The organism is Pseudomonas sp. HD57-3 (assembly GCF_056113135.1).
This window is the reverse complement of record NZ_CM148568.1, coordinates 3,716,340-3,740,436: the sequence shown is the minus strand read 5'-3', so window position 1 is coordinate 3,740,436 and position 24,097 is coordinate 3,716,340. Positions and strand designations below refer to the sequence as shown.

Below are 24,097 nucleotides of genomic sequence, written 5' to 3'. Positions count from 1 at the left end.
GCAGGTTAAGGCGTCAGCCACAGCAACACATAATCGTTTTTGTCGAAACGCCCGCTCAGCACCGGCTGCAGCGCACCGAGCGGCGTGCCTTGCAGGGCCTGCAAGTCGCTGCGATCCATCATCAGCCACGCCGGCCCCTTGAGCGCTTCGAGCGCTTGCGTGGTTTCAGTGAACAGCGGTTGCAGATCCTGCTCGACGTTGACCATGAACTTGATCGCCTTGGCGTCCTTGCCCATGCCGTGCAGCACCAGCGGCGCGGGGTGCTCGTGGATCCGCGCCAGTGCCGCCTGGCTGAAGGATCGCGTGTCATACAGCTGGCGCTCCACCGGCTCGAACACCAGCGCATACGCCGACCAGACCGCCAAAACAGCGCTGAGCGCGAGGACTTCGGTTCGCCAGCGCGGCAGCCACAACCGCGACAACGCGGCCAGTTGCAGCAATCCGAGCACGATCATTACCGGCGTCAGGTCGGTCAACGACTCGGGAAACCGCCGCTTCGCCACCCACAACAAAGCGATCAACAACGCGGGAATCAACAACCACAATCCCCGCATGGCGACACGCAGCCACGCAAACACCCGGCCATGCACTACCTGAAACGGGTACGCCGCAATGATCGCCGCCATGGGCAGCATCGGCAGCAGGTAACGGGCCTTTTTCGCCTGCGGAATCGACAGCCCGAGCATCACGATCAACCCCGCAGCAGCGCAATACTGCACCAGTCGCAAAGCCGGGCCGCGCTGGCTGGGCTTGCTCAGCCACGCCGCCACCAGTGCCAGCAAGGCCAGCGGATACGCCAGCGCGTAGTTGCCTAGTGAGCTGGTGAAGTAATACAGCGAACCGCTGACGCCTTCGCTGCCGTCCATGCGCCCCATGAACTGCATGCGGATCACGTCCTGACGAAACGCCGGCCCACCGCTGACCTCCGCCAGCCACAACAACAGCCCGACGCAGGCCGCCAGCAGCAGCGAGGCCAGCACGCCGAAGGTCAACAGGCGCGACCATTGGCGATCCAGCAGGTAGTAACTGCAGAGCATGCCGGTCGGCACCACCAGCCCGATCGGCCCGCGAATGCCGAACCCCAGCAGCAGCAGAATGAACACCAGCGGCCAGCGTCGACCGGCAGCGAAATGGTCGTGGGCATAGCCGAGGTAGAACACCGAAAACGCCACGGCGGCGAGCATCAGGTCCTGCGACACCGCGCGGGTCTCGGTGATGAAGGTGCTGGTGAGCATCAGCAGCGCGATGCTGACCACCGCCCAACGCACGGATGAGGGCGCGAGCAAGCGATACATCAACGTCACGATCACCGCGCCGGCGAAAGCGCTCGGCAGCCACGCCGTCAGGCTGTTGACCGCCCCGAACGGCAACGACAACAGCCAGATGAACAAGGTCGAGAGCGACGAATAATCGGCGTACGGCTCACCATAAGTGGTGGGAAAAATATTGGGCCCGTGGCGCAGCATTTCCTGGGCGAACAACACGAAGCGCGAGTCGAAACCGATGGGCGCCTGCCCGTACACGCCGGCGATGAACAGCAGAAACGCCAGCAGCCCTGCGATCAGGGACTGCCGGCGCAGGGCAGGGGTCAAACCGATCAAGCCACGTCCGAGGCGTGCGGCCATTGCTGCAACGGAATCGGCAGGGTGCGCGATTCGCCACGGCCCATCGGGAAGTAATGGAAACCGTTGCGGGCTAGGCGTTCGGCGTCGTACAGGTTGCGGCCGTCGAAGATCACCGGAGCCTTGAGGCGTTGCTGGATCAGGTCGAAATCCGGCGCCTTGAACTGCTGCCATTCGGTGCAGATGATCAACGCGTCGGAACCGGCGAGTACCGATTCCGGGGTGCCCATCAGCATCAGTTTTGATTCTTCCGGGTACAGATGCTGGGTTTCCTGCATCGCTTCCGGGTCGAACGCCCGCACACTGGCGCCGGCGGCCCACAACGATTCGAGCAGCACCCGGCTCGGCGCATCGCGCATGTCGTCGGTATTCGGCTTGAAGGCCAGGCCCCACAGGGCGAAGGTCTTGCCACGCAGTTCACCCTTGTAGAACGCGTTGATGCGTTCGAACAGCTTGTGCTTCTGCCGCTGGTTGATCGCTTCCACCGCTTGCAGCAAGTCGCTGGAGCAGTGCGCCTCTTCGGCGCTGTGGATCAGCGCGCGCATGTCTTTGGGGAAGCACGAGCCGCCGTAACCGCAACCGGGGTAGATGAAGTGGTAGCCGATGCGGCTGTCGGCGCCGATGCCCTGGCGCACCGATTCGATGTCCGCGCCCAGGTGTTCGGCCAGTTCGGCGATCTGGTTGATGAAGCTGATCTTGGTCGCCAGCATGCAGTTGGCGGCGTACTTGGTCAGTTCGGCGCTGCGCAGGTCCATGAACATGATGCGGTCGTGGTTGCGGTTGAACGGCGAGTACAGGTCACGCATCACGTCGCGCACTTCTTCGCGCTCGCAGCCGATGACGATCCGGTCCGGCCGACGGCAGTCGGCGACCGCGGAACCTTCCTTGAGAAATTCCGGGTTGGACACGATATCGAACTGCAACAGGCGCCCGGCCTTGATCAGCGCCTTGTCCAGGTGGGTGCGCAAGGTGTCGCCGGTGCCGACGGGCACGGTGGATTTTTCCACCAGAATCAGCGGTTTCTCACGGTGGCGGGCCACGGCGTCACCTACCGACAGCACGTAACGCAGGTCGGCCGAACCGTCTTCTTTCGACGGGGTGCCGACGGCAATGAACGCGACCTTGCCGTGCTGCACTGCGAGTTTTTCATCGCAGGTGAATTGCAGGCGCCCGGCGTCCAGGCCCTCGCGGACCAGACTGGCCAGCCCCGGCTCGAAAATGCTGACGTGACCCTGGCGCAGCAGCTCGACTTTCTTCTCGTCGATGTCCATGCACACCACGTCATGGCCGACTTCGGCCAGCACGGCGGCCTGCACCAGGCCGACATAACCGCTACCAAACACTGTGATTTTCATGGCTAACTCCTCAATTCGGGCGCACGGGCCGGACGAGTGTTGATGGTGATGACCCCGAGCATGACCAGCGCCACGCCCAGTGATTTAGAGAAACTGAAGGATTCGTTGAACAGCGGCAGGCTGGCCGCCAGCAGGTACACCAGCGCGTAGCTGATGCTCAGCAGCGAATAGGCCCGGCCCAGCGGCAGATCGCGCAGGGCGGCGAGCCAGCAGAGCATCGACAGCGCGTAGGCGAAGATCGCCGCGAGCACCACGGCCAGTGCAACTGAATCGACGCTGGGCCCGGCCAGCCACTGATCCGGCCGGGGCAGACGCGTCATGCTCCAGCGCATGCTCAGTTGCGCCACGCTGACCAGCAGCACGCTGGCCAGGGCGAAGAAGATTCCACGACGCTGGTTCATGACTGCTGCCCCAACAACGTCACGCCACCGATTACCAGAAGCACGCCGAACCAGTGTTGAACGTCGACGGGCTCCTTGAACACGAAGCGGGCGATCAAGGTGATGATCACGAAATTGAGGCTGAGCATCGGGTAAGCGATGCCGACCGGCAGGCGCTGCAACACCAGCAGCCACACCAGCAGACCGGTGCCGAGGGCAAACAGCGCCAGCCACAGCCAAGGCGAGCGCACTTTGCGCGACCACGGCAGGCTCGCGCCGCGCCAGCTCTCGACGGCGTATTTCTGCGCGACCTGGCCCAGGCAGGTCAGCAGGCAGGCGAGCAACAGCAGCCACAGGCTCATGACGCCTCCTGCGGAAGAATCATGATCACCAGGTTGCCTTGCTCATAACGAACGCCGTCCTTGGGCAGTCTGTCGAGTTCGTCCAGTTCGTCTTGCCCCTTGACCCGCATCACCACGCCGACCGAACCGGTCTTGCGGGCTTCGCGCATCCACTGTTGCACCTGATCGGGATCGACCCGTTGGTGAATGCCGTCAGGATAGGCAAGGCCATATTTCAATTCGCCTATCGTGTTGTACATCGCCACCTGCGGGCGTTTGACCCGCCAGGACAGGGCCGACGCGGCGCCCAGATCGTTGCTCAACAGGTGCGTGGTGGCCGCCAGTTCCGTCTGGTGGGCGAGTACGAACTGGTCAGGCATCTTGTTCGCCACCACCGATTTGGGCAGCGCCGCCGGCAGCAGCGCGATCAGCAGCAGACTGCCCACCGCCGGTGCCGCCCAGCATTGCAATGGACGGAAGGCTTGCAGCAGGTTGCTGATGATCCAGCCGGTCAGGGCGATGAACACCAGCACCAGGCTGTGCAATTCGTGGTCGTACAGCGGACGCTTGAGCTGCACGTAAACCAGTCCGATCAACGTAACCAGTCCCAGCAACAGGTTCAGCAGACCGTTGAGGCCCAGCGCCCGGCCTTGCTCCAGACGCAAGCGATCGGCCAGCGCATGGCCCAGCAGCAGCGCCAGCGGCAGAAGGCACGGCAGGATGTAGGTCGGCAGCTTGCCGTTGCTCAGGCTGAAGAACAGCAGCGGCATCAGCAGCCACAGGCCGAGAAACGCGATGCCGGTTTCGCGGCGGGTCTGCCACGCCTGCTTGAATGCCACCGGCAACATCCCGACCCACGGCAGACTGAACGCCACCAGCAGCGGCAGGTAGAACCACCAAGGCGCGTCATGCTGCGCATCGTCGCCGGCAAAACGGCGGATGTGCTCGTGCCAGAAGAAGAACCGCCAGTAATCCGGTTCCTGACCGTGCACCGCCAACACCCACGGCAGGCTGACGATGATCGCCACCGCGATGGCCACCGGGCCGTACAGCAGCATTTCTTTCCAGCGCTTTTGCCAGAGCATCCACGGCAAGGCGATCAGCACCGGCAGCAGCCAGGCGAGAAAGCCTTTGGTCATGAACCCCATGCCGCAGGCCAGGCCCAGCACTGCCCAACCGGCCAGGCGCTGGCCGTTGGAGCGGCTGTCGAGGGCAAACCACAGCGCCACCAGACTCAGGTTGACCCAAAAGGTGAATTGCGGATCGAGGTTGGCGTAACCAGCCTGGCCGGCGACGATGACGAAGCTCATGTAGAGCAGGGCGCAGACGAAGCTTTTGCGCGGGTCATTCCATAAACGGCGAGCGATGAGGAAGCACAGCAGCACGCTCAGCCCGGTGCTCAGGGCCGAGGCAAACCGCACGCCGAACAGGTTCTGGCCGAACACGGCCTGCCCGAGGGCGATCATCCAGTAACCGGCCGCCGGTTTTTCGAAGTAACGCAGGTTCATGAAATGCGGCGACACCCAGTTGCCGCTCAGCAGCATTTCCTGGCTGATCTGCGCATAACGGGTTTCATCGGGAATCCACAGACCATGACTGCCCAGCGGCAGCAGATAGGCCAGCAGGAAAATCCCCAGCAACAGCGGCAATGCCCAGCGTTTGCTCATGCGCCTTGCACTCCCAGCCAGCCTTCGCGGCCTTCGAGGGCACCGCGTTGCACACGGCCGACGGGCAGGGTGTTGAGAAACGCGGGCAGCAAGTCGCCCAGCGGCTGAAAGTTGATATCTCGCTGGCGTGCGTCGGCCAGCAGTCGACGAAAATCTTCGGCCATCAGAATCCCTTCTACTTCGGCGTGAATGGTGTAGACGTTGAGGTTGTCCGGGCGGAACCGGTCGAGGATGAAGGCGTTGAAATCCTTCGCCGCCACACTCGGCCCGACCACTTCATCGAAGGTCGGCAAGTCCACCGGAATCTGCGGCGCACCGACCGAGCCGTCAGACAGCAACGGGCGGAACAGCCGCTGCCCACGGCAATCGCTGTTGTAGCGAAAGCCGAAGGCCTGTTTGGCTTCGATCACACGCTCGTCCGCACGCCAACCGGCGGCGGCAGAACACGTGACCTTTTCGCCAAGGATGTCGCTCAAGGTGTCGACGCCCTGACGGATCTGCTCGACCAGTTGCGCATCGCTCCAGCGCCCGGCATTGGCCTGCCAGCCATGGTGATCCCAGGCGTGCAGGCCGACTTCGTGGCCGGCGGCCCGGGCCTGACGCATCAGGTGCCCGAGGTCGCGGCCGATCGGCTTGCCCGGCCAGGCCGTGCCGGCGAGCAGGATGTCCCAGCCGTACAGGCCGGCGGCGTTGGAGCGCAGCATCTTCCAGAGGAACTGCGGACGGATCAGGCGCCACAGGTGCCGGCCCATGTTGTCGGGGCCGACACTGAAGAAAAACGTCGCCTTGATCTGCGCTTCATCGAGAATTTCCAGCAAGCGCGGCACACCTTCGCGGGTGCCGCGAAAGGTGTCGACGTCGATGCGCAAACCGGCCTGCATCAGCGCTTGCTCTCGATTTCGAGCATCGCTTCACGCAAGAAGAAGTCGAGCGTGTTGCCGATGGTCTCGCGCATTTCCACGGTCGGCGTCCAGTCCAGCAGGCGCTTGGCGTTGGCGATGCTCGGTTTGCGGTGCTCGACGTCCTGGTAACCGGCGCCGTAGAACGCCTTGCTTTCCACGTCGCGGAAACCGGCGAACGGCGGGAAGTTGGAACGCAGCGGATGAGCCTCGAACTGGCGCAACAGTTCTTCGCCCAACTGACGAATGCTGGCTTCGTTGTCCGGGTTGCCGATGTTGATGATCTGGCCGTTGCAGACGTCGTTGTCGTTATCGATGATCCGCGCCAGCGCCTCGACGCCGTCGGCGATGTCGGTGAAGCAGCGTTTCTGCTCGCCGCCGTCGAACAGGCGGATCGGCGTGCCTTCCACCAGATTGAGGATCAACTGGGTGATGGCCCGGGAGCTGCCGATGCGCGCCGAATCGAGGCGATCCAGCCGTGGGCCCATCCAGTTAAAGGGACGGAACAAGGTGAAGTTCAGACCCTTGGCGCCGTAGGCCCAGATCACCCGGTCCAGCAGTTGCTTGGACACCGAGTAGATCCAGCGCTGTTTGTTGATCGGGCCGACGATCAGGTTCGAGCTGTCTTCGTCGAAGTGCTTGTCCTGGCACATGCCATAGACTTCCGAGGTCGACGGGAAGATCACACGCTTGTTGTATTTGACGCAGTAGCGCACCAGTTTCAGGTTTTCTTCGAAGTCGAGTTCGAACACCCGCAGCGGGTTGCGCGTGTATTCGATCGGCGTGGCGATGGCCACCAGCGGCAGCACCACGTCGCATTTCTTGATGTGGTACTCGATCCACTCCGAGTGAATGCTGATGTCGCCTTCGACGAAGTGAAAACGCGGATGGCTGCGCAGGCGGTCGATGGCGTCGGAACCGATGTCCAGGCCATAGACTTCGTAGCGCTCGTCACGCAGCAGGCGCTCGGACAAATGGTTGCCGATGAAGCCGTTGACGCCGAGGATCAGCACCCGTGTACGGCGTGGGCCACGGCCGGATTCGGCGCCGCGCAGCAGCGAGCCGTCCACCAGACCGAGTTCATTGGCCAGTTGCGGGCCGCTCAGGTACAGGCCGTTGTCGTTGCGCTGGCCGGCGTTGATCACCAGCGAATCTTCACCGCAGGCGATGCGCAGCGGATCGACACTGATGACCCGGCCCGGCGCCTGGCCTTCGTTGCCCTTGACGACCTCGGCGTTCCACACGATCAGCTTGTGCTCGCCCACGGCGCAGAAGGCGCCTGGGTAAGGTTGGGTCACGGCCCGCACGAGGTTGAACAGTTTTTCGGCCGGTTGCGCCCAGACCAGTTTGCCGTCCGCCGGGCTGCGACGACCGAACACCGTGGCCTGGGATTCGTCCTGCGGAGTTTCCCGCAGTTTGCCGTGCAACATCGCCGGCAATGCATCGCGCAGCAGGTCGCTGGCGGCGATCCGCAGTTTGCCGTGCAGGCTCAGCGCTGTGTCGCTGCGTTCGATGGCCACGCGTTGCTGGGCGAGGATGGCGCCGGCGTCGGCGCGCTTGACCATACGGTGCAGGGTGACGCCGGTCTCGGTTTCGCCGTTGACCAGCACCCAGTTGGCCGGGGCGCGGCCACGATAGCGCGGCAGCAATGAGCCGTGCAGGTTGAACGCGCCTTTTTTGGCGGTGGCCAGCAATGGCTCGCTCAGCAGGTTGCGATAGTAGAAGGAGAAGATGTAATCCGGATCGAGCTTGGCAATCCGTTCGATCCACAGCGGATGGTTGGCGTCTTCCGGTGCATGAACCGCGATGCCTTTGCTGGCGCACAGTTGCGCGACCGAGGCGTAGAACGCGTTTTCCTGCGGGTCATCGGCATGGGTGAACACGGCCGCAATGTCGTAGCCGCTGTCGAGCAGGGCTTGAATGCCGGCGCAGCCAATATCGTGGTAGGCGAAGACAACGGTTTTTGCGCTCATGAGAGAACCTGATCGGACGTGGAGTTGGAAGTGAGGCCGTCAACGGTGATGGCGGGGGCCGGCGAGGCGGGGTGCCCGCGCAGGACCTTTTCGATGAAGAAACGCGGGCGGGCGCGCACATCGCTGTACATGCGCCCCAGGTATTCGCCCAGCAGGCCCATGCCGATGAACTGGCCACCGGTGAACACGAACAGCACGGCGAACAGCACGAACAGACCATCGCCGGCCCATCCGGCACCAAAGGCCAGGCGCATGACGATCAGCGCCGCCGCGAACAGCACGCCGAGCCCGGCCATGGCGAAGCCGACGATGCTCAGCAGGCGCAGGGGCGTGGTGGTCATGCAGGTGATCAAGTCGAACATCAGGTTGATCAGGCGCATCGGGCTGTATTTCGAATCGCCGTGTTCGCGCTCGGCGTGGGCCACGGTGATTTCCGTGGTGTGGCGGGCGAAGCTGTTGGCGAGGATCGGAATGAACGTGCTGCGTTCGCGGCAGGCGAGCATCGCGTCGATGATGGTGCGGCGGTAGGCGCGCAGCATGCAGCCGTAGTCGCTCATGGCGACGCCGGTGGAGCGCTGCACGGCGAGGTTGATGAGTTTCGACGGACAACGGCGCAGGGCCGAATCCTGACGGTTGCCGCGCACGGTGCCGACCACGTCAAAGCCCTTTTCGGCCTCGGCCACCAGGCGCGGGATTTCTTCCGGCGGGTTCTGCAGGTCAGCGTCGAGGGTGATCACCACGTCGCCCTTGCACTGTTCGAAACCGGCCATGATCGCCGCGTGCTGACCGTAGTTGCGGTTGAGGATGACCGCCACGAACGGGCTGTCTTCAACTGACGCGGCGTCTTCGAGCAATTGCGCGGAGGCGTCGCGGCTGCCGTCGTCGACCAGCACGATTTCGTAGTCATGCCGCAATTGCTGGCAGGCGGCCTGGGTGCGGCGCAGCAGCTCCGGCAGACTGTCTTCTTCGTTGTAGACCGGGATGACGATCGACACGCAATGAATCGGATAAGGTCTCACGGGCGTTTCCCCATCAGGTGTTCAATGGCCCCGACGACCCGGTCCAGATCCTGGTCGGTCATGTCGGGAAACAACGGAATCGAGCACAGCCGCGCCGAGTTCCACTCGGTGTCGGGCAGGGACAGGTGCGGATCACGCTGGCGATACCAGGTGTGCAGGTGGGTGGCGATGAAGTGGATGCCGGTGCCGATGCCTTGCTCCTGCAAACCCTTCATGAAGGCTTCGCGATCGATGCCGCAGCGCTCGCTGTCGATGCGCAGGATGAACAGGTGCCAGGCGTGCTGTTGGGCGTATGTCGGCACGGCCAGCGGTTGCACCGGCAGGCCTTCGAGTTTTTGCAGGTATTGCGTGGCCAGTTCGGTGCGGCGGGCGTTGATTGCGTCCAGACGCTCCAGTTGCACCAGGGCAATCGCGGCGTTGGTGTCGGCCAGGTTGTATTTGAAACCGGGCTCGATCACCTGGGCCTGGGGTTTGCGGCCGTGGGTCAGGCGGTCGTAGGCATCGACGCCCAGGCCATGAAACTTGAGCATGCGCACGCGGTTGGCCAGGGCTTCGTCGTCGGTGACGAACATTGCGCCTTCGGCACAGGTCATGTTCTTGATCGCGTGGAACGAGAAGATCGCGGTGCCTTGCGAGCCCACGTGGCGGCCCTTGTAGCGGGTGCCGGCGGCGTGAGCGGCGTCTTCGATCACGGCGATGCCGTGTTTGTCGGCCAGCGCGTAGAGCGGATCAAGGTCGAACGCGGCGCCGGCGTAATGCACGGGAATGATCGCTTTGGTGCGCGGGGTGATGGCGGCTTCGATGCGCGCGGCGTCGGTCATCAGGGTGTCGCGATCGACATCGACGAACACCGGCATGGCGCCGAGCAGGGAAATCATGTTGGCGGTGGACACCCAGGTCTGCGACGGGGTGATGACTTCATCGCCGGGGCCGATTCCCAGCGCCAGCAACGTTACATGCATGGCGCCGGTGGCCGAGGAAAGAGCCACGGCATGGCGGCAACCGACGTACTGGGCAAACTGTTCTTCAAGAGCCTGGTTTTTCGGCCCGGTGGTGATCCAGCCGGAGCGCAGAACTTGCTCCACGGCGGCAATTTCTTCATCACCGATACTGGGGCGGGAGAAGGGGAGAAACGCCTGACTCATGCACACCTCATTGCAAAGAAAAAAGAAATAGATCCATTGAAGTATTGGATCCAATCAAAGCGTAGACGCGAAAAAATCCTTTGCATCAATAAGTTGCCAAGACGACATAACGTCGGGTTCGGTTGACTTTTCAGGCATTGCCCGGCAGCTTGGGCAGCGCCGGCACAGGACTCAGTGGAATTAAGGTTATGCCCGTTTTTGTGAAAGGAACATGAAAAACCGGTCGGCGAATCGTTTATCTGAAACCCATACAGCCACTGTTCAGACTTCTACCGTTTATCGCGGTTTTTAGTAGAAAAGTCCTACGGAAGTGTTCCCCTTATATTAAGAATGTTGCAGTTGTTAGTTGCTGTGTTGAACTGCTTTTACTCAAGGCCCGACGTTTGATTGACTTACCCGTTGCATCCCCCGACACCCTGAAAACCAACCCGATGACCGTGTATCTGGCGCGTTTGGCTCCCTCCAGCCAGCTCACCATGCGTTACGTTTTACAAGATGCCGCCGACCGTCTCGGCTTCGAAGACATGAACGTTGAAGACATTCCGTGGCACGCGCTGCAACCGGAAGATGTCGTTGCGTTAGTCGCGGCATTACGTGAAGACGACTACGCACCGAATACTTCTTCGCTGTATGTAAACGCCATTCGTGGTGTGATGAATGAAGCCTGGCGCATGAGTCTTATCAGCCAGGACCATCTATTGAAGATGCGCTCGGTCAAAGGCATCGCCGGCACGCGACTGTCTCAGGGGCGCAATCTGAAGCGCACGCTGATTCATGAATTGATGGAAGTCTGCGCGGCCGATCCGCGACCACAAGGTTTGCGTGATGCGGCGGTAATTGCGCTGTTGTACGGCACCGGCATGCGCAAGTCGGAGTCGGTGGATCTGGATCTGAATCAGGTCGACTTTACCGAGCGCAGTCTGTGCGTCACCGCCAAGGGCAATAAACAGCTGATCAAATACGCACCGGCCTGGGCGTTCGCCAAACTGAATGCCTGGCTGGAGTTCCGTCGCTCGGAACTCAAGGAAGGCGAGAGCGACGACGCGTTTCTGTTCAACCGTATTCGCCGTGGCAGCCACATCACCCGCGAGCGCATCACCAAGCACGCGATCTATTACATCGCCCGCCAGCGCGGCACTCAGGTCGGTGTGAAGATCATGCCCCATGATTTCCGGCGTTCGTTCATCACCCGGGTGATCGAAGAGCATGACCTGTCGATCGCCCAGAAGCTCGCCCACCACAGCAATATCCAGACAACCGCCAACTACGACGTGCGCGACGACAACGAGCGGCGCCGCGCGGTGGATCGCTTCGACCTGTAGTCAGGTTGTCTCGAAGACGTGGGCCGCGCCCAGAATGGACAACTGCACGGCGCTGCCGGCCGGTGGCGCGTGCATCCCGGAGCTGCGCACCAGCAGTGAGCGACCGGGGCGGGCCTGGGAGCGAAGTTCCACCGTCAGGGTGCAGACGTTACCGCCAAAGTCCCGATCAGTGACCACTGCGTGACAGCCGTCCGGATCGGCGGGGATGTCTGACAGTTGCAGCTGTTCGGGCCGCAGCATGATCTGCGCAGCACCGGAAAAACCGTTGGTGTTGACCGCCACCCGACCCAGATCGCAATGGGCCCAACCGGCTTCGATTCGGGCGGGCATGACCACGGCTTCGCCGAGAAAACGCGCGGTCTGCTCGTCATCGGGGTAGCGATAGAGGTCCATCGGATGCCCCGATTGCACCAGCCGGCCGTCACGCATGACAGCCAGCTGGTCGGCGAACGACAGCGCTTCGCCCTGATCGTGGGTCACCAGAATCGTGGTCACGCCGGCATCCTCCAGCAGGCGCGCGACCATTTTGCGCATGGCGCCGCGCAGGCCGGTGTCGAGGGCGGAAAAGGGCTCGTCGAGCAGCATCAGGCGCGGCCGTTGCGCCAGTGCCCGGGCGAGGGACACCCGCTGCTGTTGGCCGCCGGACAATTCGTGGGGCCAGCGCGCGGCCATGTCGGCGTTCAGGGCGACGCTGTCCATCAGCGACTGAATGCGCTCGGTTCGGGCGCTGCCGGTTTCCGCCAGCCCGAAGCCGATGTTGTCGGCCACGGTCATGTGCGGGAACAGCGCGCCGTCCTGCGGCACGTAACCGATCTGCCGTTGATACGCGGGCACGGCGTGAGTGCTGTCGACCAGGGTCTGGCCGTTCAGCGTCAGGCTGCCGGCGTCGGGGAATTCGAACCCGGCGATCATCCGCAACAGAGTGGTCTTGCCGGAGCCCGAAGGGCCGACGATCACTGTGCGGCTGCCGGTCGGGACGGACAGGTTGATGGAGTCCAGCGCCGTTTGCGCGCCAAAGGATTTGCTGAGGTTGATGATGTCGAGAGCGTTCATCGGCCGGCACTGCGCCTGGATTGGTGATAGAGGATGGCCGTGAGCGGCAGCGACAACAGCACCATCAGCAGCGCATAAGGCGCTGCGGCGGCATAGTCGATTTCGCTGGTCATGGCCCAGAAACCGGTGGCCAGGGTGCGCGTGCCGTTGGGCGCGAGCAGCAGGGTCGCGGTCAGTTCATTGGTGATCGCCAGAAACACCAGCGCCGCGCCCGCCGCCGCACCGGGCGCCGCCAGACGCAAGGTGATCAGCCACAGGGCGCGCAACGGCGAGCGACCGAGGCTTTGCGCGATGTTTTCCAGTTCCACCGGAGCCTGTGCAAACCCGGCACGCAGGCTGACCAGCGCCCGGGGCAGAAACATCAGCAGGTAGGCCAGCAGCACGGTGATCGTGGTCTGGTAGATCGGTCGGGCGAAGTGGATGGTCACGGTGACCAGCGCAAGGGCAACCACGATTCCCGGCAGTGCGCTGGTGATGTAATTGCAGCCTTCGAGCAGGCGTTGCAGCTTGCCGGGGGCGCGGATCGACAGCCAGGCAATCGGGATCGCCGCGAGGCTGGTCAACAGTGCGCCGGCCACGCCGAACGACAGTGTCTGCAGCAACGCCGGCAGCAATTCGTTACCTTGCCAGACCTCGGCACCGCCGGCGATCAGCCATTTGCCGAGGGTCAGCAACGGCACGCCGAGGGCCAGCAGGCAGGTCAGGCCTTGCAGGCACAAACCCAGCGCGGCGGTGCGTCGTTGCAGGCGCACGGTGCGTTGCTCGCGAGCGCTGCCGGAACCGACGCGGGCGTATCGCGCATGACCACGGGCGCCGGATTCCACCAGCAGCATCGCCAGGCAACACAGCGCCAGAACGCTGGCTAGCATGTTGGCGGCGGGGCCGTTGAAGGTCGATTTGAATTGGTCAAAAATCGCCGTGGTAAAGGTGTCGAAACGGATCATCGCGTACAGGCCGTATTCGGCCAGCAGATGCAGACCGACCAGCAATGCACCGCCGCAGATCGCCAGCCGCAGTTGCGGCAATACCACCCGGAAAAACACCGCCCAAGGCTTGAGGCCGAGGGATTCGGCGACGTCTTCAATCGCCGGATCGAGCCGACGCAACGTCGCGGCAATCGGCAGGTACAGGAACGGGAAATAGGCGATCACCGACACCAGCACCCCGGCCGGCAATCCATTGATCGACGGAATCAGACTGACCCACGCGTAGCTGTGCACGAATGCCGGCACTGCCAGCGGCGCGACGGCCAGCAATGACCACAAGCGTCGCCCCGGCAGGTCGGTGCGCTCGGTCAGCCAGGCCAGAGTGGTGCCGAGCACGATGCAGACCGGCAGCGTGATCAGCACCAGCAGCACGGTGTTGATCAGCAGCTCGGCGACCCGAGGACGGAAGACCAACGCTTCGATGGTCGCCCAGCCGGTGTACCACGACACGCCGATCACAAAGCCGATCGGCACCAACGACAGCAGCGACACCGCGATGGCCAGCACGACCACCCACGGACTCCCGCGTCCGTTGAGGGCGCGGGTCCGGCGTGACAAATGGGCGGAGGGCGCCGCAGCGATCTCCGCAGGCAGCGGTTCAGGCATCAATTACAGCAGTCCTGCCTGGGTCATCAGTTCGACGGCTTTCTTGCTGTCGAGCTTCGATGCATCGACTTTCGGCGCGTCCAGATCCTTCAACGGCACCAGTTTTGGGTTGGAAGCAGCGTCCTTGCCCACCGCGTATTCAAAGGATTTGCCGGTGCGCAGCACTTCCTGGCCCTGCTTGCCGGTGATGTACTGGAGGAATTTCTGCGCCTCCTCCTGGTGTTTGCTGGAAGCCAGCACGCCACCGCCGGAAATGCTCACGAACGCACCCGGATCCTGATGCTTGAAGTAGTGCAGGGCGGTGTTCTTGCTGTTTTCACCGGTCTTGGCCTGATCGACGAACGCGTAGTAGTGGTAGATCACGCCGCTGTCGACTTGCCCGGCGTTCACCGCTTTGAGCACCGAGCTGTTGCCACGGTAGGCGGTGAAATTGGCTTTCATGCCCTTGAGCCATTCGAGGGTGGCGGCTTCGCCTTTCTGTTCCAGCACGGCGGCGACGATGGCCTGGAAATCCGCACCGGCAGGCGACGCGGCCCAGCGACCTTTCCAGGCCGGGCTTGCGAGGTCCATCAGGGATTTGGGAAGGTCTTTTTCCGGCAACTTGGACGGGTTGTAGACGAACACTGTGGAGCGCGCGGCGATACCGACCCATTGGCCGTGGGCCGGGCGATACGCCGCATCGACTTGCTCAAGGGTGGCCGGAGCCACGGGCGCGAACAGCTTGGCGTTGTCCACCAGCACCATGGCCGGGGAGTTTTCTGTCAGGAACACATCCGCTGGCGACGCCGCACCTTCCTGCACGATCTGGTTGCCCATCTCCGTGTCATCGCCGTTGCGCACCGTGACCGGTATCCCGGTTTCCTCGGTGAAGCCAGCGACCCAAGCCTTGGTCAGGGTTTCGTGCTGGGCGTTGTAGACCACCAGGCCGACGGAATCGGCGGCAAACGCCTGCCCGGCAGCGAGCAGCGCGGTCGCCAGCGCGGCCTGTTTCAGAAAGGACGGAACGGATGGACTCATGGCGGGGCAGCTCCTGTTTTTAGACGTTATGGTTTGCGAGCACCCGCAGGGGATTCAAATGCGAATGCTTTGCAAAAATAGAGTCGCGGCAATGTAGGGCGACAAACGAGAAAAATACGTCAAAGAAATCGTTAATAAATGTCATTGCCATTCAGATTAGCAGCGTCTGGCCGCTTGCACGGCGGCCGTACGTCTTGCCGATTGAGGAGGGATCAGGAGGAGGGTGGGCAGCCGCGTGAGCCGGTGGAGGCCTGACTGATCAACGCAGCCAGGCGCTTGACGTTGTTCTGCTGGGCCACCACCAGATCGTCGATGGTCGGCCCGGACGGGGTTTGCAGCAGCGAACGGCAGGCGGTCAGGGCGTCGTCCCCGGCGTTGGCCTGGCGCAGGCGCCATTTGACGTCGATCAGCCCGTATTGCCCGGGAATCGAATCGAAGCGTTGCACATCGATGCGCACCGAGGTTTTGCGCGTACCGCCGGCATTGCTCAGCTGATCCACCAGTGCGCTGCGCAATTCATCGCTCAGGCTCGCGCCCCACCATTCAGTCTCAAGAATCGCCAGGCCGCTGTTGCCCTGGCGGATGACGATCTGCGGCCGGTCGACCTGCGGCGGCACGCTGATGCCTTCGATGGCGATTTCCGAACCGGCGCGTCCGGCCATCGGTTGCGTCGGCGTCAGGGTGTGAAAGCTGATCGGGGCGCTGCTGCAGGCGCCCAGCAACAGGCCGATCGCGAGCACGGTGAACTTCAGCTTTAAAGCCATGGGACAGCTCCTGTGCTCAATTGCGCGGCGGCCCTTTGAGGTCCAGCGGCGCGGCGTTGTCGGGGCGGCCGCGAATCAACGATTCCGGATGACGGCCCAGATAATCGGACAGCTCACGCAACGAACGGGACATGCGCCCGAGCTCGTCGAGGGTCTCGGTCAGTTGTTCGCGTTGCGGCGAGTCTTCGGCCAGGGTCGAACTGGCCGATTGCAGGGTCTTGCTCACGTCGGCGAGGGTGTTCTGCACGCCGGGCAGGGTCTTGGCGTTGAACTGGGTCAGGCCTTTGCGCAATTCCACCAGGTTGCTGTCGAGGTTGCCGGCAATCCGTTCCACCGGCAGCTTGTTGAGCTTGTCGATCATCGCTTCGAGTTTTTCCTGCAACTGTTCGAGGCTGCCGGGAATGGTCGGAATGCTGATCGGGCGGGCGGTCGGGTCAAACGCGACTTTCTCGGCTTTCGGGTAGAAGTCCAGCGCGATGTACAACTGGCCGGTCAGCAGGTTGCCGCTGCGGGCCTGGGCACGCAGGCCGTTGTCGATAAAGGTGCCGATCAGGCGCACGGCGGCGGCTTCGTCCTCCGGATTGTGATTGAGCACCTTGAGCATCTTCACGTGGGCCTGGCCGAGACGTGCCGGGTAGATCACGATCCCGACGTTGAGCGGGAAGCTGCGTTTTTTCGCATCGAAGTCCAGGTTGACGCTGACCACCCGGCCGATTTCCATGCCGAGGAATTCCACCGGCGCATCGACTTTCAGCCCGCGCAACGCCTGATCGAAACGCAGGCTCAGGTACTGCGCCTTGCCGTTGGGCGGGGCGAGGGCGGTTTGCTGGTCCTCAAACAGGTCGTAAGTCCTTTCTTCGGCGGCGGCAACGTCGTTGGGGCTGTACTCCGGCGCGCGGAAGGCGATGCCGCCGACCAGCAAGGTCGACAACGATTCGGTTTTCACCGCAAAACCGTTGGCACCGACGTTTACGTCAATGCCGCTGGCGTTCCAGAACCGGGTGTTTTCCGTGACGTAGGCATCGTTTGGCGCATGGATGAACACTTCGATGTTCACGCCTTTGCCATCGGCGTCCAGCGCGTAAGCCACCACCTGGCCGACCGGGATCTTGCGGTAATAGACCGGCGAGCCGATGTCCAGCGAACCGAGGTCCGAAGCGTGCAGGTTGAAGCGTTTGCCCGGCTCGCCGTAGGTGATCGGCGGCGGGTTCTCCAGACCTTTGAAGTGCTTGGCGCGCGAGTTGGACTGACCGATATCGGCGCCGATGTAGTCGCCGGACAGCAACGTGTCGATGCCCGAGACGCCGCCCGCACCGATGCGCGGGCGCACGACCCAGAACTGCGAATCTTCGCGGGTAAAGGTTTCGGCCTGCTTGGCCAGTTTGATCGTGGCGTTGACGCTTTTCTGGTCGTCGCTCAGCTCGACGTCCGTGACCTGGCCGATGACCACGTTGCGGTATTTGACTTCGGTCTTGTTGGCGGTCAGGCCGCTGCCGGTCTTGAAGGTGACGACGATGCTGGGGCCTTCCTGCATCAGGTTGTGCACCACCAGCGAGATGCCCACCAGCACCGCAATGATCGGCACGATCCACACCAGCGAGATGCTGAAACGCCGGGTCTTGACCGGCGCCTGGCCGGGCGCTCGCGGTTGATCGGCGGCTGACGACTCCATCCATGACCTCCAGAGTGTGTTGGGCACTGAGCGTCAGGAACGCAAAAGCACTTCATCAATATAGAAGTGCTTCGCGATAGAGCAAATGTGCAGGACGCATTAACCGCAAAGCGTCAGCCCAGCATTTCCCGCAGGCGATACCAGAACATGCCCAGTGCCAGCAGTGGCGAGCGCAGCGCCGGGCCGCCGGGGAATGTCATGTGCGGCACGTTGCTGAACACATCCATGCCCTGACTGTGACCGGCATGAATCGCTTCGCCCAGCAGCTTGGCGCACCAATGGGTGACGTTCAGGCCGTGGCCGGAATAGCCTTGGGCATAGAACACGTTCGGGTGCTGCTTCAAACGGCCGACCTGCGGGAAGCGGTTGGCGGTGATGCCGATCTTGCCGCCCCACTGATAGTCGATGCGCACATCCGCCAGCTGCGGGAAGACCTTGAGCATCTTCGGTCGCATGTAGGCGGCGATGTCGGCCGGATCCCGTCCCGAATAATGGCAGGCACCGCCGAACAGCAAGCGCCGGTCTGCCGAGAGCCGGTAATAATCGAGGCCGACTTTCTGGTCACACAGCGCCAGGTTCTGCGGAATCAACTCGGCGGCGCGCTCCGCCGGCAGTGGTTCGGTGGCGATGATGTAACTGCCGGCGGGCAGGACCTTGCCGCTGAGTTGCTGCTCGAGTTCGTCCAGGTGCGCGTTGCAGCCGAGCACCAGACTGCCGGCACGCACGGTGCCGCTCTGGGTGCGCACCTGAACGGTCGGGCCATGGACGATTTCCAGCACCGGGCTCTGCTCGAAAATCCGCACCCCGAGGGAGGCTGCCAGCCGCGCTTCGCCCTGCACCAGATCCAGCGGATGCAAGTGGCCCGAGCCCATGTCGATCAGGCCGCCCTTGTAGACACCCGCGTTCACCACTTGCTGACGAATCAGCTCCGGGGCGACCAGCCGCGTTTCATGGCGGTAACCCAGCTGCGCCAGGCTGTCCTGCTCGGCCTTGAAGGCGTCGAACTGTGCCGGTGTGTTGGCCAGCTCACAGAAACCCCAGCGCAGGTCGCATTCGATGGCGTTGTCGGTGATGCGCTGGCGCACCAGCTCCACCGAATCGATCCCGGCCCGGTGCAGGTAGCGCACGCCTTCGCTGCCGACATGCCGGGCAAAACCTTCGACGTCATGACCGATCCCGCGAATCAGTTGCCCGCCATTGCGCCCGCTGGCGCCCCAGCCGATGCGCCGGGCTTCAAGCAGAATTACCGAAAGCCCGCGCTGTGCCAGTTCAATGGCGGTGTTGACGCCGGTGAACCCGCCGCCGATCACGCAGACATCGGCGATCAGGTCACCCGCCAGTTCCGGATAGGGTGTGCTGGCCCGGGCCGACGCGGCGTAATAGGAGTGGGCGTGTTCCTGGGTGTGCTGATTCATTTGTTCGACTTCACTTTGCTCCAGGACCGGGTCATCAGACGCATGATCGACTGGGGCGGGGTAGAGGAAATGTAGAGCTTGTCGAGGACTTCCTGCGACGGATAGACCTCGGGGTTGTTGACCAGCTCCGGATCCATGTATTGCTTGGCCGCCGGGTTCGGGTTGGCGTAACCGACCGAGGCGCTGACCTTGGCGATCACTTGCGGATCGAGCAGGTAATTGATGAAGGCGTGGGCTTCCTTGGTATTGCCGGCGTCGGCGGGAATCGCCAGCAGGTCGAACCACAGGTTCGCGCCTTCCTTGGGAATCGAGTAGGCGATGTTCACGCCGTTCTTGGCTTCCTTGGCACGGTTGGCGGCCTGGAACACGTCGCCGGAATAACCGAAGGCCACGCAGATGTCGCCGTTGGCCAGGTCGGACACATATTTCGAGGAGTGGAAATAGGTGATGTATGGCCGGATGCTCAGGAGTTTCTCTTCGGCCTTCTTGTAGTCCTCGGGTTTCTCGCTGCGCGGGTCCATGCCCATGTAGTTGAGGATGGCCGGGAACACTTCATCGGCCGAGTCCATCATCGACACACCGCACTGGGTGAGTTTCTTCAGGTTTTCCGGTTCGAACAGCACGGCCCAGGAATCGATGTGATCGATGCCCAGCACTTGCTTGACCTTGTCGACGTTGTAGCCGATGCCGTTGGTGCCCCACAGGTATGGCACCGAGTGCTCGTTGCCCGGGTCGTTCTTCTCGAGCAGGGCCAGCAGTTTCGGGTCGAGGTTTTTCCAGTTCGGCAGTTGCGAGCGATCCAGCTTGAGGAACGCACCGGCCTTTACCTGACGGGCGAGGAAGTGGTTGGACGGTACCACCACGTCATAGCCGGTGCGGCCGGCGAGCAGTTTGCCTTCAAGGGTTTCGTTGGAGTCGAAGACGTCGTAGATCACCTTGATCCCGCTGGAGGACTGGAAGTCGGCGAGGGTGGTTTCGCCAATGTAATCGGTCCAGTTGTAGACGCTGACCTGGGGTTGGGCGAGGGCACCGGCACTGCACGCCAGGGCCAGCGCGGCGGGGATCATGGATTTCAACAGACGCATATCGACACCTCTTCGATTGATCGTTCCCACGCTCTGCGTGGGAATGCAGCCCGGGACGCTCCGCGTCCCAAAGCCGACGCAGAGCGTCCATTGAGGCATTCCCACGCAGAGCGTGGAAACGATCGTGGGTTGGTTTTTGTTGTTTTAATCAGACGCTCAGCAACAGGAACTCCCGTTCCCAGGAACTGATCACGCGCTTGAAGTTTTCATGCTCGGCGCGTTTCACGGCGACGTAGCCGCGCACGAATTTGCTGCCCAGGTATTGCGCGACGGTGTCGCACTCTTCCATCTGGGTCAGGGCTTCTTCGATGGTGATCGGCAGGCGCAGGTTGCGGCGCTCGTAAGCCCGGCCTTCGACGGCCGCGCTCGGTTCGATGCCTTCGACCATGCCGATGTAACCGCACAGCAGGCTCGCCGCGATGGCCAGGTAGGGGTTGGCGTCGGCGCCCGGCAGACGGTTTTCAACCCGCATCGCCTCAGGCCCGGAGGTCGGCACCCGCAGGCCGACGGTGCGGTTTTCTTCGCCCCATTCGACGTTGACCGGGGCCGAGGTGTCCGGCAGGAAGCGGCGGAACGAGTTCACGTTCGGCGCGAACATCGGCAGCACTTTCGGGATGTACTTCTGCAGGCCGCCGATGTGATGGCGGAACAGATCGCTCATGCTGCCGTCGGCATTGGCGAAAATCGGCTGGCCGCTGGCGATCTCGACCACGCTCTGGTGCAGGTGCATCGCGCTGCCGGGCTCGTCACCGATCGGCTTGGCCATGAAGGTTGCGGTCACGTTGTGCTTGAGCGCGGCTTCACGCAGGGTGCGCTTGAACACGGTGATCTGGTCGGCCAGATCCAGCGCGTCGCCGTGGCGGAAGTTGATTTCCATCTGCGCCGGGCCGTCTTCGTGGATCAGCGTGTCCAGGTCCAGACCTTGCAGTTCGCACCAGTCGTAGACGTCTTCGAACAGCGGATCGAATTCGTTGGCGGCGTCGATGGAGAACGACTGACGACCGCTTTCGGCGCGACCGGAACGGCCCAGCGGTGCCTTCAATGGCAAGTCCGGGTCTTCGCAGCGCTGGGTCAGGTAGAACTCCATTTCCGGTGCCACGATCGGCTTCCAGCCTTTGTCGGTGTACAGCTGCAGGACTTTCTTCAGCACGTTGCGCGGCGACAGTTCGATCGGGTTGCCGAACTTGTCGAAGGTGTCGTGGATAACGATGGCGGTCGGCTCGATGGCCCACGGGATCACGTACACCGCATCGCTCACCGGCTTGCAGACCATGTCGATGTCGGCCGGGTCGAGCAGGTCGTAGTAGATGTCGTCGTCGACAAAATCCCCGGTTACCGTTTGCAGCAGCACACTTTCCGGCAGGCGCATGCCTCGCTCATGCAGGAACTTGTTGGTCGGTGCAATTTTGCCGCGGGCGATGCCGGTCAGGTCGCTGACCACGCATTCCACTTCGGTAATCTTGTGATCTTTCAGCCACGTGAACAGCTGATCGAAAGGGGCATTCATAAAGACCTCGTCGTTGGTTTTGTTGACGCGGGGGAAGGCGATTTCATCTTTCGCAGACTTCCCCTGAGGCGCGTTGACGACTATCTTGGGCGGGCCTTGACGTTCCATCTATCCACTTTCAGCAGCACCAAAGCGCACCAAAAGAGTGCGCAAGGTCTCCCATGACAACGTGTAATCCGCTACAGGTTCAAGCTTTCAACACCGCCGATGTCACTGAGCAAATCCGCGCCACGCCGGGTTGGGTTCAGCATTACCAGCAGATGTCGCCGGGGCATTTCGCCGGGCAGATCCGTTATCTGGATTTGCAGGGTGTGGAGGTGTACGAAGAACAGATGAACACCCGGGTCGAGCAGAATTTCAGTGCGCCGGAAGGCTCGCTGGCGTTCTGTTTCGATCGCAGCGACAACGCGCTCTATCTGCTCAATGAAGAGAGCCGCAACATCTGGATCACCCCGGAGAACTACCAGGAAATCGCCGTGGTGTTCGGCCCGGAATTCGTCCAGCGCAACGGTCTGGACGTGGCCAGGCTGGAAGGTCTGTTCATGGCGCCGCTCAATGGCGCGCAGAACGGATTGTTCAGTCGCTGGTTAAGCTCGACCCTCACGAAGTTGTCGCAAACCCTTGATCAGCCAAGCAAAGAAGCACTGACTCAACAGTTGCTGGAGGACTGTCTGTTTATCCTCGACAACGCGAGCGTGTGCCTGGACGGCGGTGGTTTGCAGCGCCGCGCCGAAGAGCGAATCACCCTCAAGCGCGTGGGCGAGTGGGCGGCGGATTCGCCGGAAGAAACCCTCAATCTGCTGGAACTGTCGCGGGTGGCCGGGGTTTCCCTGCGCCAGTTGCAGCAGACGTTCAAGGCCTACACCGGGATGTCGCCGAGTCATTGGCTGCGTTTGCGCCGGCTCAACAGTGCGCGGCGGGAGTTGCTCAAACGCTCGCCAGCGGACACCACCGTGGCAGAAGTCGCGATGAACTGGTCGTTCTGGCATTTGGGCCGTTTTTCAAGCAGTTACAGGGCAATGTTCAAGGAGTTGCCGAGCGAAACATTGAAGCGCTCATCGTCCATGTGACGAGCGCTCTTCGCCTCAAACAAAAAAAGGCGGGAGAGGTTTCGGTATTCACCGAAACCTCTCCCGCCTTTTTCACCTGCCGATTTTGCCAAGCTTGTTGCACTACCGATTAATCGACTCTGAGACGATTGAAGGAAGATGAAAGCGATCTTTTCATCAGTCTGGCCATCGGGGTTTCTATTTCTTTATGGATGACATGGGACGCACCTATCATCAAAGCGATGGTGCCCCAGAGCAGCAAATGTGGATTGATGGCCGGATAAGCCATATTGAAGATCATGAAGCCGATCATTTGATGCAGCAGGTAAAGCGGGTAAGTCAGGGCGCCCAATGCTGTCCAGTCGAACTTCCCTATGGCTGACGTTTTATGCGTCGCGATAAACAGAAACGTCATGAAAAACAGGGCAATGACACCGCAGATGATCAAGGCGTCGTATTCGGTCGAATATTTCAGTTCGATCGACTCGGCCCAGGTGATCGCGTTGTAGCTGGCCAATGCCTGTGCAGCGGCCAGCAGGGAAATACGCGCTTTGGTAAAACCCTTGTCCCATATGATGTAGAACGTCGCACCGGCGATGAAATAGGCCGCGTAGTCGGTGATCAGTACCGAGCGCAGCTTTTCGAAAGCAAAGACTTCCGCTGTGGCTGAAACCAGCAGCCAGAGCACAAGGAAGGTTTCTATTTTCTCTATTTTCTTGAAAGCCAACAGAATGGCGATCATCAGGTAGAACTTTATTTCGACGAACAGTGACCAGTAGACCCCGTCTATGGGCGGCACTCCGAGCACGTCGCCGAGGAATGTCATGTTGATCACGTACTGATAAAGGTCAGCCGAAAATCTTGGCTGCCCAATGGCCAGCGTGACCAGAAAAGTGATCGTGCAGCACACCCAGAATGCCGGGCAAAGGCGGATGACGCGGGAAATGAAAAACACTTTGAGGTTGTTGCTCGAAGCCGTCATCAGGATCACGAATCCGCTGATCATGAAAAACAGCTCGACCCCCAGATAACCGTATTTGGCCACGTCAGCCAATAGTGGGTAGGGCATTACAGACATATCGCCCCTCGCATACCCGCGAAACGCATAGTGAAAAAACACCACGGCGATCGCTGCGAGGAAGCGCAACAAGTCCAGCTCGTTCAGTCGCCGGTTGTTCATGTACAGGCGCTCCAGACTCGTCAGCGCGGATTGATTACTG

The 24,097-nt window shown here is 61.9% G+C and carries 20 protein-coding genes; 2 read left to right on the top strand and 18 right to left on the bottom strand.

Annotation, left to right across the window (positions count from 1 at the left end; translation table 11 throughout):
• Positions 1-5: 5 nt before the first annotated feature.
• The 9 genes from AC0R79_RS16685 to arnB are packed head-to-tail and all read right to left on the bottom strand — an operon-like array spanning position 6 to position 10,401.
• Positions 6-1,625 carry an ArnT family glycosyltransferase gene (locus AC0R79_RS16685; RefSeq protein ID WP_474730659.1) on the bottom strand — a complete coding sequence of 540 codons (1,620 nt, stop codon included), beginning with the start codon at positions 1,623-1,625 and terminating at the stop codon, positions 6-8.
• Positions 1,598-2,977 (bottom strand): UDP-glucose dehydrogenase family protein, encoded by a 1,380-nt coding sequence (locus tag AC0R79_RS16680; RefSeq protein ID WP_085603465.1) that lies wholly within the window; start codon positions 2,975-2,977, stop codon positions 1,598-1,600. Before AC0R79_RS16680 ends, AC0R79_RS16685 begins: the two co-directional genes overlap by 28 nt.
• Positions 2,978-2,979: 2 nt before the next feature.
• On the bottom strand, positions 2,980-3,378 hold the full coding sequence (arnF, locus tag AC0R79_RS16675) for a 4-amino-4-deoxy-L-arabinose-phosphoundecaprenol flippase subunit ArnF (RefSeq protein ID WP_474730657.1): 399 nt from the start codon (positions 3,376-3,378) through the stop codon (positions 2,980-2,982).
• Complete coding sequence (gene arnE / locus AC0R79_RS16670; RefSeq protein ID WP_127798235.1) at positions 3,375-3,719, bottom strand: 4-amino-4-deoxy-L-arabinose-phosphoundecaprenol flippase subunit ArnE; 345 nt, start codon at positions 3,717-3,719, stop codon at positions 3,375-3,377. The genes arnF and arnE overlap by 4 nt, the downstream gene beginning before the upstream one ends.
• Positions 3,716-5,365, bottom strand: coding sequence for a lipid IV(A) 4-amino-4-deoxy-L-arabinosyltransferase (gene arnT / locus AC0R79_RS16665; protein WP_474730655.1), 1,650 nt, complete (start codon positions 5,363-5,365; stop codon positions 3,716-3,718). The genes arnE and arnT overlap by 4 nt, the downstream gene beginning before the upstream one ends.
• Positions 5,362-6,246: a 4-deoxy-4-formamido-L-arabinose-phosphoundecaprenol deformylase gene (gene arnD / locus AC0R79_RS16660; RefSeq protein WP_127798233.1), complete on the bottom strand. Its 885-nt coding sequence runs from the start codon at positions 6,244-6,246 to the stop codon at positions 5,362-5,364. Before arnD ends, arnT begins: the two co-directional genes overlap by 4 nt.
• The gene (gene arnA / locus AC0R79_RS16655) at positions 6,246-8,237 is read right to left on the bottom strand and encodes a bifunctional UDP-4-amino-4-deoxy-L-arabinose formyltransferase/UDP-glucuronic acid oxidase ArnA (protein WP_474730653.1); all 1,992 of its coding nucleotides are present in this window, start codon (positions 8,235-8,237) and stop codon (positions 6,246-6,248) included. The genes arnD and arnA overlap by 1 nt, the downstream gene beginning before the upstream one ends.
• Positions 8,234-9,256: an undecaprenyl-phosphate 4-deoxy-4-formamido-L-arabinose transferase gene (gene arnC / locus AC0R79_RS16650; RefSeq protein WP_474730651.1), complete on the bottom strand. Its 1,023-nt coding sequence runs from the start codon at positions 9,254-9,256 to the stop codon at positions 8,234-8,236. The genes arnA and arnC overlap by 4 nt, the downstream gene beginning before the upstream one ends.
• Positions 9,253-10,401: a UDP-4-amino-4-deoxy-L-arabinose aminotransferase gene (arnB, locus tag AC0R79_RS16645; RefSeq protein WP_474730649.1), complete on the bottom strand. Its 1,149-nt coding sequence runs from the start codon at positions 10,399-10,401 to the stop codon at positions 9,253-9,255. The genes arnC and arnB overlap by 4 nt, the downstream gene beginning before the upstream one ends.
• A gap of 431 nt (positions 10,402-10,832) precedes the next feature.
• Here arnB and AC0R79_RS16640 point away from each other — a divergent pair, with 431 nt between their 5' ends.
• Positions 10,833-11,723 (top strand): site-specific integrase, encoded by an 891-nt coding sequence (locus AC0R79_RS16640; RefSeq protein WP_289205302.1) that lies wholly within the window; start codon positions 10,833-10,835, stop codon positions 11,721-11,723.
• On the opposite strand, the gene AC0R79_RS16635 is transcribed toward AC0R79_RS16640, so the two are convergent.
• The 8 genes from AC0R79_RS16635 to AC0R79_RS16600 all read right to left on the bottom strand — a co-directional run bounded on the left by AC0R79_RS16635 (position 11,724) and on the right by AC0R79_RS16600 (position 21,828).
• Entirely contained in the window at positions 11,724-12,776 is a 1,053-nt protein-coding gene (locus AC0R79_RS16635) for an ABC transporter ATP-binding protein (protein WP_474730647.1), read from the bottom strand.
• A complete protein-coding gene (locus AC0R79_RS16630) occupies positions 12,773-14,368 on the bottom strand; it encodes an ABC transporter permease (protein ID WP_474730645.1) in 1,596 nt (531 codons plus the stop codon). The genes AC0R79_RS16635 and AC0R79_RS16630 overlap by 4 nt, the downstream gene beginning before the upstream one ends.
• Before the next feature lie 3 nt (positions 14,369-14,371).
• Positions 14,372-15,385 carry an iron ABC transporter substrate-binding protein gene (locus tag AC0R79_RS16625; RefSeq protein WP_258711762.1) on the bottom strand — a complete coding sequence of 338 codons (1,014 nt, stop codon included), beginning with the start codon at positions 15,383-15,385 and terminating at the stop codon, positions 14,372-14,374.
• Between the two features lie 212 nt (positions 15,386-15,597).
• Positions 15,598-16,149 (bottom strand): PqiC family protein, encoded by a 552-nt coding sequence (locus tag AC0R79_RS16620; protein ID WP_474730644.1) that lies wholly within the window; start codon positions 16,147-16,149, stop codon positions 15,598-15,600.
• A 16-nt stretch (positions 16,150-16,165) separates the two neighbouring features.
• Positions 16,166-17,821, bottom strand: a complete 1,656-nt coding sequence (locus AC0R79_RS16615) for a PqiB family protein (protein ID WP_007951303.1) — start codon at positions 17,819-17,821, stop codon at positions 16,166-16,168.
• Positions 17,822-17,934: 113 nt separating this feature from the next.
• Positions 17,935-19,236, bottom strand: a complete 1,302-nt coding sequence (locus AC0R79_RS16610; RefSeq protein ID WP_474730641.1) for an NAD(P)/FAD-dependent oxidoreductase — start codon at positions 19,234-19,236, stop codon at positions 17,935-17,937.
• Complete coding sequence (locus AC0R79_RS16605; protein ID WP_007951305.1) at positions 19,233-20,321, bottom strand: polyamine ABC transporter substrate-binding protein; 1,089 nt, start codon at positions 20,319-20,321, stop codon at positions 19,233-19,235. Before AC0R79_RS16605 ends, AC0R79_RS16610 begins: the two co-directional genes overlap by 4 nt.
• Positions 20,322-20,469: 148 nt before the next feature.
• Positions 20,470-21,828 carry a glutamine synthetase family protein gene (locus AC0R79_RS16600; RefSeq protein ID WP_007951306.1) on the bottom strand — a complete coding sequence of 453 codons (1,359 nt, stop codon included), beginning with the start codon at positions 21,826-21,828 and terminating at the stop codon, positions 20,470-20,472.
• Between the two features lie 161 nt (positions 21,829-21,989).
• Here AC0R79_RS16600 and AC0R79_RS16595 point away from each other — a divergent pair, with 161 nt between their 5' ends.
• Entirely contained in the window at positions 21,990-22,898 is a 909-nt protein-coding gene (locus AC0R79_RS16595; protein WP_085745609.1) for a helix-turn-helix domain-containing protein, read from the top strand.
• A 109-nt stretch (positions 22,899-23,007) separates the two neighbouring features.
• Here the strand turns inward: AC0R79_RS16595 and AC0R79_RS16590 are convergent, their stop codons facing one another.
• A complete protein-coding gene (locus AC0R79_RS16590; RefSeq protein WP_085603513.1) occupies positions 23,008-24,057 on the bottom strand; it encodes an acyltransferase family protein in 1,050 nt (349 codons plus the stop codon).
• Between the last annotated feature and the right edge of the window lie 40 nt (positions 24,058-24,097).

What these genes read in the sequence shown, in the direction of transcription:
- arnF (WP_474730657.1), bottom strand. Translation starts at nt 3,378, where the DNA reads ATGAACCAGCGTCGTGGAATCTTCTTCGCCCTGGCCAGCGTGCTGCTG.
- arnB (WP_474730649.1), bottom strand. Translation starts at nt 10,401, where the DNA reads ATGAGTCAGGCGTTTCTCCCCTTCTCCCGCCCCAGTATCGGTGATGAA.
- AC0R79_RS16605 (WP_007951305.1), bottom strand. Translation starts at nt 20,321, where the DNA reads ATGCGTCTGTTGAAATCCATGATCCCCGCCGCGCTGGCCCTGGCGTGC.
- AC0R79_RS16590 (WP_085603513.1), bottom strand. Translation starts at nt 24,057, where the DNA reads ATGAACAACCGGCGACTGAACGAGCTGGACTTGTTGCGCTTCCTCGCA.
- AC0R79_RS16610 (WP_474730641.1), bottom strand. Translation starts at nt 19,236, where the DNA reads ATGAATCAGCACACCCAGGAACACGCCCACTCCTATTACGCCGCGTCG.
- arnE (WP_127798235.1), bottom strand. Translation starts at nt 3,719, where the DNA reads ATGAGCCTGTGGCTGCTGTTGCTCGCCTGCCTGCTGACCTGCCTGGGC.
- arnD (WP_127798233.1), bottom strand. Translation starts at nt 6,246, where the DNA reads ATGCAGGCCGGTTTGCGCATCGACGTCGACACCTTTCGCGGCACCCGC.
- AC0R79_RS16680 (WP_085603465.1), bottom strand. Translation starts at nt 2,977, where the DNA reads ATGAAAATCACAGTGTTTGGTAGCGGTTATGTCGGCCTGGTGCAGGCC.
- arnA (WP_474730653.1), bottom strand. Translation starts at nt 8,237, where the DNA reads ATGAGCGCAAAAACCGTTGTCTTCGCCTACCACGATATTGGCTGCGCC.
- AC0R79_RS16685 (WP_474730659.1), bottom strand. Translation starts at nt 1,625, where the DNA reads ATGGCCGCACGCCTCGGACGTGGCTTGATCGGTTTGACCCCTGCCCTG.
- AC0R79_RS16595 (WP_085745609.1), top strand. Translation starts at nt 21,990, where the DNA reads ATGACAACGTGTAATCCGCTACAGGTTCAAGCTTTCAACACCGCCGAT.
- AC0R79_RS16615 (WP_007951303.1), bottom strand. Translation starts at nt 17,821, where the DNA reads ATGGAGTCGTCAGCCGCCGATCAACCGCGAGCGCCCGGCCAGGCGCCG.
- arnT (WP_474730655.1), bottom strand. Translation starts at nt 5,365, where the DNA reads ATGAGCAAACGCTGGGCATTGCCGCTGTTGCTGGGGATTTTCCTGCTG.
- AC0R79_RS16640 (WP_289205302.1), top strand. Translation starts at nt 10,833, where the DNA reads ATGACCGTGTATCTGGCGCGTTTGGCTCCCTCCAGCCAGCTCACCATG.
- AC0R79_RS16600 (WP_007951306.1), bottom strand. Translation starts at nt 21,828, where the DNA reads ATGAATGCCCCTTTCGATCAGCTGTTCACGTGGCTGAAAGATCACAAG.
- AC0R79_RS16620 (WP_474730644.1), bottom strand. Translation starts at nt 16,149, where the DNA reads ATGGCTTTAAAGCTGAAGTTCACCGTGCTCGCGATCGGCCTGTTGCTG.
- AC0R79_RS16625 (WP_258711762.1), bottom strand. Translation starts at nt 15,385, where the DNA reads ATGAGTCCATCCGTTCCGTCCTTTCTGAAACAGGCCGCGCTGGCGACC.
- AC0R79_RS16635 (WP_474730647.1), bottom strand. Translation starts at nt 12,776, where the DNA reads ATGAACGCTCTCGACATCATCAACCTCAGCAAATCCTTTGGCGCGCAA.
- AC0R79_RS16630 (WP_474730645.1), bottom strand. Translation starts at nt 14,368, where the DNA reads ATGCCTGAACCGCTGCCTGCGGAGATCGCTGCGGCGCCCTCCGCCCAT.